Annotated in this window: 5 protein-coding genes; 3 read left to right on the forward strand and 2 right to left on the reverse strand. The window is 78.3% G+C overall.

Annotation, left to right across the window (positions count from 1 at the left end):
- Nucleotides 1-212: 212 nt before the first annotated feature.
- Nucleotides 213-1,664 carry an FAD-binding oxidoreductase gene (locus tag ACI79B_RS23145; RefSeq protein WP_456930175.1) on the reverse strand — a complete coding sequence of 484 codons (1,452 nt, stop codon included), beginning with the start codon at nucleotides 1,662-1,664 and terminating at the stop codon, nucleotides 213-215.
- Nucleotides 1,665-1,794: 130 nt separating this feature from the next.
- On the opposite strand from ACI79B_RS23145, the gene ACI79B_RS23150 reads away from it, so the two are divergent.
- A complete protein-coding gene (locus ACI79B_RS23150; RefSeq protein ID WP_456930174.1) occupies nucleotides 1,795-5,196 on the forward strand; it encodes a BTAD domain-containing putative transcriptional regulator in 3,402 nt (1,133 codons plus the stop codon).
- Between the two features lies 1 nt (nucleotide 5,197).
- On the opposite strand, the gene ACI79B_RS23155 is transcribed toward ACI79B_RS23150, so the two are convergent.
- Nucleotides 5,198-5,965 carry an SDR family oxidoreductase gene (locus ACI79B_RS23155; protein ID WP_456930173.1) on the reverse strand — a complete coding sequence of 256 codons (768 nt, stop codon included), beginning with the start codon at nucleotides 5,963-5,965 and terminating at the stop codon, nucleotides 5,198-5,200.
- Nucleotides 5,966-6,027: 62 nt separating this feature from the next.
- Here ACI79B_RS23155 and ACI79B_RS23160 point away from each other — a divergent pair, with 62 nt between their 5' ends.
- Nucleotides 6,028-7,257: an arginine deiminase gene (locus ACI79B_RS23160; protein ID WP_456930172.1), complete on the forward strand. Its 1,230-nt coding sequence runs from the start codon at nucleotides 6,028-6,030 to the stop codon at nucleotides 7,255-7,257.
- A 66-nt stretch (nucleotides 7,258-7,323) separates the two neighbouring features.
- Entirely contained in the window at nucleotides 7,324-8,760 is a 1,437-nt protein-coding gene (locus ACI79B_RS23165) for a M20/M25/M40 family metallo-hydrolase (RefSeq protein WP_456930171.1), read from the forward strand.
- Nucleotides 8,761-8,891 lie beyond the last annotated feature (131 nt).

Below are 8,891 nucleotides of genomic sequence, written 5' to 3' on the forward strand. Positions count from 1 at the left end.
CCCCGCCCCCCCCGCCCCCCCCCCGGCCTCCACACCCCCCCCCCCCCCCCCCCCGCCGCCCGCCCCCCCCCGCCCCCCCCCCCCCCCCCGCCGCAGGATCAGCTCACCTGATCGTGCTCGCATCCGGCGGGGTCCAGCCCGGCGGGGGCAGGGCCGGGGGGATCCCCATCCGCCGCCGCAGCCAGGCCGGCGGCCGGGGCCGGGTGGACTGCTCAGGCACCCCGGCCCCGCAGCGCGTACCCGGTGGAGAAGACGTCGTCGGGGTCGACCGCCCGCTTGACGGCCAGCAGCCGCTCGGCCGAGGCCGGGTCCCACGCGGCGAGGACCTCCTCGGGGCCGCTGACGTCGCCGAGGAAGTTGACCATCGCGCCGGGCGCGGCCCACGGCGCCAGCGCGGTGAGCACGCCGCGGCCGACCGCGGGCACCACCTCGGCCAACTCCGGCACCATCGGGCCGATCACGAACACCGACCAGGCGGCACCGCGCCCCGGGACGGCGTCGGGCACCCGCGCCGGGCGGGCCAGCGCCCCGCCCATCTGGCGGATCTCGGCCATGACCAGCGGCACCTGCACGTCGGGGCCGGCGGCGGCGAGGAACGCGTCCACGGTCTCCTCGGTGAGCTCGGCGAGCAACATCCCCTTCTCCCAGCCGGGCATCGGGTCGGTCGGGTCCATGTGCACCGCGTCCAGCGCCGTCGTCGGCATGGGCCCGACGCCGCCGAGCAGCACCTCACCCGCGGCCTCCATCGGCGCGACCAGCGCGGTCCCGAGCGCGGGGTCCTCGCCGGCGTAGACGTAGCGCAGGTGGACGACGGTCTGCCCGCGCAGCGGCGGCGGCAGCTCCTCCAGCGGCGGCAGCCGCAGCACGGCGACCGAGGTGCTGACCTCCTCGGGCAGCGTCGGCGCCCAGGCGCGGTAGGCGTGCAGCACCGCGGCGGCGTCCCGGCCGGCGAAGAACAGCCCGCCGGCGACCAGCGCGGGCACGGGGAACAGCTCGAACTCCAGCGCGGTGACGACGCCGAAGTTGCCCTTGCCGCCGCGCACCGCCCAGAACAGCTCGGGCTCGGTCTCGGCGCGGAGGGTGCGCAGCACGCCGTCGGCGGTGACGATCTCCACGCTCACGACGGCGTCGGCGGCGAACCCGTGCTTGCGGCCCAGCGACCCGTGCCCGCCGCCGAGGGTGTAGCCGACCACCCCGACGTCGGACGACGAGCCGCACAGCCCGACCAGCCCGTGCTCGGCGGCGGCCGCCATGACCTTCTGCCACTTGACGCCCGCCTCGACCCGCGCGGTGCGGCGCGCCGGGTCGACGGCGACGCCCTGCATGCGGCGGGTGGTGATCATCAGCGCGCCGTCGGCGTTGCGGACCGGGCCGTGGCCGGTGGCCTGGACGGCGACCGGCAGGCCGTGCGCGGCGGCGAAGGAGACGGCGGCGGCGACGTCGGCCGCGCAGGTGGCGCCGACCGCGACGGCGGGCGTGTGGGTGACGGCGAGGTTCCACGCCGCGACCTCGGCCGCCATGCCGTCGTCGCCGGCGACGTAGACCGGCCCGTGGACCCGGCCGCGCAGGTCCGCGACGGCGGCGGGGTCGAGGGGGGCGGGCGAGGCGTCGTCGAGCGGCGTGCGGGGTAGCGGGGCGGCGGCGGGGGTCTCGGTCAGGCTCATGTCGGGTCCTCGGGGGCAGGGGGATCGGCCGGGACGACCGTGGCCGCCCCGCCTTGACCGCCACTTGCGCCGCACTTGAGGCGCGCGGACCCCTCCCCAGACGGCCCGCGACCTGTCACGATGCCCGACCGTGCGGTTCCGCGTCCTCGGCCCCCTCGAGGTCACCGGACCCGACGACCGCCCCGTCGACGTCGGCGGCGCCAAGCCCCGCGCACTGCTGACCCTGCTGCTGGCCGAGGCCGGCCGGGTGGTCCCCGTCGACCGCATCGTCACCACGCTGTGGGGCGACGAGCCGCCGCCCACGGTCACCGGCACCCTGCAGGCCTACGTCTCGCACCTGCGCCGGGTGCTCGAGCCCCAGCGCGGGCCGCGCGAGGCGCCGACGGTGCTGCTGACCCGCGCGCCGGGCTACCTGGTGCAGGTCGGCGCGGAGGACCTCGACAGCCTCCGCTTCGCCCGCCTGGTCGAGGAGGGGGACCGCGCCGTCGAGGCCGGCGACCCGGCCGGCGGGGTGGCCGCGCTGGACCGCGCGCTGGAGCTGTGGCGGGGCGAGCCGCTGGCCGAGCTGGGCGACGGGCCGGGAGCGGCCACCGACCGGCTGCGCCTCACCGAGCTGCACGTGCGCGCCCGCGAGCGCCGCTGCGACGCCCTGCTGGCCACCGGCCGCGCCGACGCCGCCGTCGCCGACCTGCAGCGCCTGGTCGCCGAGCACCCGCTGCGGGAGCGGCTGTGGGCCCGGCTGGTCACCGCCCTCTACGCCGCCGACCGGCAGGCCGACGCCCTCGACGCCCTGCGCCGCTGCACCGAGCTGCTGCGCGACGAGCTCGGCATCGACCCCGGCCCGGAGCTGCGCGACCTCGAGCAGGCCGTGCTCCGGCAGGACCCCAAGCTCACCTCGCGGGTGCCCCGGCCCGTGCTGTCGGTGGTCCCGCCGCCGGCGCCCACCCCGCTGGCCGTCCCCGGCGACGAGACGCTGGTCGGCCGCCGCGCCGAGCTGGCCCGGCTGCGGGCGGCCGCCGAGCAGGTCGCCGCCGGGCGGCCCGCCGTCGTCGTGCTGGCCGGCGAGGCCGGCATCGGCAAGACCCGGCTGGCCGAGGCCGTCGCGGACACGATCCGGGCCGCGGGGTGGGCGGTCGCCGAGAGCCGCTGCGCCGACGACGCCGGCGCGCCCGCGCTGTGGCCGTGGACCCAGGCGCTCGAGCAGCTGGGCCAGGAGCCGCCCGCGCCCGCCGGGGACGACGGCGACGACGCCGACGCCGCCCGGTTCCGGCTGTTCCAGGAGCTGCGCGGCCGGCTCGCCGCCGCCGCTCGTCAGCGGCCGGCGATGGTCGTCCTCGACGACCTGCAGGGCGCCGACACGACGTCGGTGCAGCTGCTGACCCTGCTGGTCCGGCACCTGCCGCGGGTGCCGCTGCTGGTCGTCGTCACCGTGCGCAGCGTCGGGGAGGACCTGCCCGAGGCCGTCGCCGACTGCCTGGCCCGGCTGGCCCGCGAGCCGGCCGCCACCACGATCACCCTGCAGGGCCTCGACGCCGAGGACGTCGGCTCGCTGCTGGCCGCGCAGCTGGGCTCGGCCGGCGACCCGGGCCTGGCCGCCACGGTCCACGACCGCACGGCGGGCAACCCGTTCTTCGTCGTCGAGCTGTCCCGCTGGATGCGCGGCGGCCGCGACCTGCACGCGGTGCCGGTGCCGCCGTCGGTGGGCGAGGTGCTCCGGACCCGCCTGGCCCGGCTGCCCGCCGGCGCTCGCCCGGTGCTGGAGCTGGCCGCCGTCGCCGGCCGCGAGGTGACCCTCGACCTGCTCGAGGCGGCCGGGGAGCCGGCCGAGGACGCGCTGGCGGCCCTGGACGCCGCGGTCGCCGCCGGCCTGGTCGTCGAGGGCGGCACCCCGTGGAGCTGGCGGTTCACCCACGCGCTGGTGCAGGAGGTCCTCGCCGACGACCTCCCCGCGCTGCGCCGCGCCCGGCTGCACGCCCGGCTCGGCGAGGCGCTGGAGCGGCAGGTGGCCGGCAGCCGCCCCGACGACGCCCTGGTCGAGCGGCTGGCGCACCACTTCGTCGAGGCCGCGCCGGTGGCCGGCCCCGCGCCCGGGCTGCGGTGGTCGACCGCCGCGGCGGCCAACGCCCGCGCCCGCCTGGCCGACGGCGAGGCCGCGGTGCACACCCGCCGCGCGCTGCGGCTGGTCGACCCGGCGCAGCCCGGCGCGGTCCGCACCCGGCACGACCTGCTCACCGCGCTGGGCAACGACCTGCTGCGCAGCGGCGAGCGCACCGAGGCCCACCAGGTGGTCGGCGAGGCGATCGCGCTGGCCCGCGAGCTCGGCGACCCGCGCTGCCAGCTGGAGTCCGCCGCGGTCTGGGGCGAGGTCACGCTGTGGAACTGGCGGCCGCACGGCGTCGTCGACGTCGACATGGTCGCCCTGCTGGAGGACCTGCTCGAGCACCGCGACGAGATCGCCCCGGACGCGACCGAGGCCGAGCGGGACCGGCTGACCGCGCGGCTGCTGGGCACCCTCGGCGTCGAGCTGGCCTTCAGCGAGGACCTGCAGCGCGGCGTGCGGTACGCCGAGCGGGCGGTGGCGCTGGCCCGCGGCGTCGGCGACCCGGAGCTGCTCGGCCGGACGCTGAACAACTACTCGCTCGCGGTGTGGGGCCGGCCCGGCGCCGCCGAGCTGCGGCTGGCCGCGACCGACGAGGCGCTGGCCCTGGCCGGGCGCGGGCTGCCGCGGCGCACCGAGTTCTACGCCCGGCTGCACCGCGCGGCGATCCGGCTGCACCTCACCGACCGCGCGGGCTTCGACGCCGACCTGGAGGCCGGGCGGCGGCTGGCGTTCTCGCTGTCCGGCCCGGAGGTGCGCCCGCACGTGCTGTGGCAGCAGGCCGGCGCGGCCTGGCTGGCCGGCGACGCCGCCCGCGCCGAGGAGCTGACCACCGAGGCGCACGAGCTCTACCGCCGGGTGACGCCGCACGCGCGGCACGCCTACGCCGCGCACGTGTTCGCGCTGCGCCGCGGCGACCACCGGCTGCCCGAGGCGATCGACCTGCTGGTGGAGACCGGCGACGAGGGCAACCCGCTGCTGCAGCTCATGGCGGTGGTGGCCGCCGCGGAGTCCGGCGACCTCGACGTGGCCCGGCGGCTGCGCGCCCGCTGGGGCCGCACCCAGATCCGCGACTGGGCCAGCGACGCCGCGGTGCTGCTGCAGGCCGAGGCGGCGCTGCACCTGGGCGACGAGCCCGAGCTGACCATGGCCACCGTGCAGCTCATGCCCTTCCGCGGGCGGCAGGCGGTGCTGGGCACGCCGGCGTTCAGCCTGGGCGCCTACGACGAGCTGCTGGGCCGGATCGCCGAGCGCACCGGCGACACGGTGGCCGCCCGCGGCTGGTGGACCGGCGCCCGCGAGCAGGGCCGGAGGGTCGGCTGCCCGCACCAGGTGGCGCTGGCCGAGTCCCACCTCGCGCGGGTGCCCGCCGAGGGGGCGCACCGGCCGCCGCGGCGCCGGCGGTCCGACCGGCCGGCGCCGCGCTCCGCCTGAGTCAGAGGGTGGTCGCCCGGCCGCCGTCGACGGGGATGACGGCGCCGGTCACGTACGCCCCGGCCCGGCTGGCCAGGTAGACGACGACGCCGGCCATGTCGTCGGGGCGGCCGATGCGGCCCAGCGGCGAGCTGGCGGCGATCTCGTCGCCGCGGGCGGCCAGGGTGGCGGCCATCATCTTCGACTCGAACGGCCCCGGCGCGACGGCGTTCACGGTGATCCGCCGCGGCCCGAGCTCCTTGGCCAGGTGCCGGGTGAGCTGGTGCACCGCGGCCTTGCTGGAGGAGTACGAGTAGGTCGGCAGGACCGGCACGTGCAGCCCGTCGATGCTGCCGACGTTGACCACGCGGGCCGGGTCGTCGTCGGTGGCCGCGGCCTCGAGCAGCGGCAGCATCGCCCGGGTCAGGAAGAACGGCGCCTTGACGTTGAGGTCGAGGACCTTGTCCCACGCCGAGGCGGGGAAGGTCTCGAGCGGCTCGCCCCAGGTGGCGCCGGCGTTGTTGACCAGCACGTGCACCCGCTCCTCGCGGCGGCCGACCTCCTCGGCCAGCCGGACGCACTCGGCCTCGGTGCTGATGTCGGCGGGGATCGACTCCACCTTCCCGAACTCCGACAGCTCCACCACCGCCTGCTCACCGGCCTCGGGCTTGCGCGAGCTGACGTAGACCGAGGCCCCGGCCTGCAGCAGGCCGCGCGCCATCATCAGGCCGATGCCGCGGGTGCCGCCGGTGACGACGGCGACCTTCCCGGTGAGGTCGAACAGGTCCACGTGGTGCCTCCTCCTGTGGGGTGCCGTGCGCCGGCCCGGCCACTGTGCCAGCCTCTCCCCCCGTGACCACCGCGGCCCCCAGTCCCCTCGGCGTGACCAGCGAGGTCGGCCCCCTGCGGACGGTGGTCCTGCACCGGCCGGGCGCCGAGCTGCGCCGGCTCACGCCGCGCAACAACGACCAGCTGCTCTTCGACGGCGTGCCGTGGGTGGCCCGCGCGCAGGAGGAGCACGACGCGTTCGCCGCCGCGCTCACCGACCGCGGCGTCGAGGTGCTCTACCTGGACCGGCTGCTGACCGACGTCCTGGACCACCCGACGGCGCGCGAGGAGCTGGTGGCCGCCGCCGTCGACGACCCGCGCCTGGGCGCCACCCTCCAGCGCACCGCCGCCGGCCACCTGTCCGGCCTCGCGGCCGAGGACCTGGCCGGCGCGCTCATGGCCGGGCTGGCGCACCACGAGATGCGCGGCGGGCGGGGGCTGGCCTACGAGCTGATGGACCGGCACGACTTCGTCGTCCCGCCGCTGCCCAACCTGCTGTTCACGCGGGACTCGTCGGTGTGGGTGGGCGACCAGGTCGCCGTCACGTCGCTGGCGATGCCGGCCCGGCACCGGGAGAGCACGATCCTCCGGGCCATCGCCACGTACCACCCGCGCTTCGCCGGCGCCGAGCAGCTCTACGACTCCTCGCTGGAGCACCTCGAGGGCGGCGACGTCCTGCTGCTGGCCGCCGGCGTGGTGGCCGTGGGCGTGGGCGAGCGGACGACGCCCGGCGGCGCCGAGCGGCTCGCCCGCCGGGTGTTCGCGCGGGGGCTGGCGCACACGGTGCTCGTCGTCCCGATCGCCCAGGAGCGGGCGACCATGCACCTGGACACCATCGCCACGATGGTCGACGTCGACGCGATGGTCATGTACCCCGCGGTGGCGGACACCCTGGTCGCCTGGACGGTCACCGCCGACACCCCGCCCGACGACGCCGACACCACCGACCTCGTCGTCCGCGGCCCCGCGCCGTTCGTCGTCGCCGCGGCCGAGGCGATGGGCATCGACCGGCTGCGGGTGATCGACACCGGCCTGGACCCGGTCACCGCCGAGCGCGAGCAGTGGGACGACGGCAACAACACCCTCGCGCTGGCCCCGCGGCTGGCGGTGGCCTACGAGCGCAACACCGTCACCAACGCCGCGCTCGAGGCGGCCGGCATCGAGGTGGTGCGGATCGCGGGCTCGGAGCTCGGCAGCGGCCGCGGCGGCCCGCGGTGCATGTCCTGCCCCGTCCGGCGGGAGCCCCTCCCCTAGCCGCCCGGGGCGTCCGTACGGTGCCCTGGCGGGCCTCCTCCCGGGGCCCGGACGGAGGGAGGCCGGATGAGGACCGCGCCGCTGCTGCTCGCCCCGGCCGCCGCGGGGGTCGCCGCGGTCGCGCGGCGGGTCGCCCGCTTCCGGCCGGCGGACACGCCCGTCCCGCCCGCGGACGCCGCCGGCCTCGACGCCGACGCCGCCGCGGCCCGCCTGGCCGAGCTGATCCGCATTCCCACCGTCTCCACGCGCGACCCCGGCGACGCCGACCGCGCGGTGTTCCAGCGGTTCCGGGACCGCCTGGGCGAGCTGTACCCGCACACGCACCGGGTGCTCGAGCGGGAGATCCTCCCCGGCGGCTCGCTGCTCTACCGCTGGCCGAGCGGCACCGACCGGCCGCCGCTGGTGCTCATGGCCCACCACGACGTCGTCCCGGTCACCGGCCAGGCGTGGACCCGCGACCCGTTCTCCGGCGCTGTCGAGGACGGCGTCGTGCACGGCCGGGGCGCCGTCGACGACAAGGGCGCGCTGGTCGCGGTCCTCGAGGCGGTCGAGTCGCTGGTCGCGGCGGGGCACACGCCGGCGCGGGACGTGTTCGTCTTCTCCGGCAACGACGAGGAGGTCCTCGGGGTCGGCGCCCCGCAGGCGGTGCAGGTGTTCCGCGAGCGGGGCATCACGCCGTGGGCGGTCGTCGACGAGGGCGGCGCGGTGGTGACCGGCGTCTTCCCGGGCGTGCCGGGACAGATCGCCGCCGTCGGGCTGGCCGAGAAGGGGGTGCTGGACTGCGAGCTGGTCACCACCGACCCGGGCGGGCACGCGTCCTCGCCGACGCCGAACGGCGCCCCGGCCCGCCTCGCACGCGCCGTCCTGCGGCTGGACGCCTCGCCCTTCCCGGCCCGGCTGCCCGACGTCGTGCTCGGGATGGTCGACGCCGCCGGCCGGCACGCCCCCGGCCCCTCCCGTGCGCTGTTCGCGCACGCCCGCCCGCTGCGGCCGCTGCTCGCCGCGGCGCTGGCCCGGGCCGGCCGGGAGGCCGCCGCGATGGTGCGGACCACGGTCGCGGTCACCGAGCTCGAGGGCAGCGGCGCGCGCAACGTGCTGGCCACCCGGGCGCGGGCGCACCTGAACATCCGGATCGCCCTGGGCGAGACCGTGCGGTCGACGGTCGAGCGGCTGCGCCGGGTCGTCGCCGACGACAGCGTGGAGATCCGGGTGCTCTCCGGCGACGACCCCTCACCGGTCTCGCGGACCGACAACGAGGCGTACGCGGCGCTCGGGGCGGCGGTGCGGGCGGTGTACCCGCAGGCCGTCGTCGCGCCGTACCTCATGGTGCAGGCCAGCGACGCCCGGCACTTCGCGCAGATCAGCGACAGCGTCTACCGGTTCATGCCCTTCGACCTGTCCCGCGGGGAGCTCGACGCGCTGCACGCCGCCGACGAGCGGATCAGCGTGGCCGCCCTGCACCGGGGCGCGGTGTTCTTCCGGAACCTGATCGCCCACCTCTGAGCGCGGTGGGGGGGGGGGGGGGGGGGGGGGGGGGGGGGGGGGGGGGGGGGGGGGGGGGGGGGGGGGGGGGGGGGGGGGGGGGGGGGGGGGGGGGGGGGGGGGGGGGGGGGGGGGGGGGGGGGGGGGGGGGG

The sequence above is a fragment of the Geodermatophilus sp. SYSU D00879 genome (genome assembly GCF_054050375.1).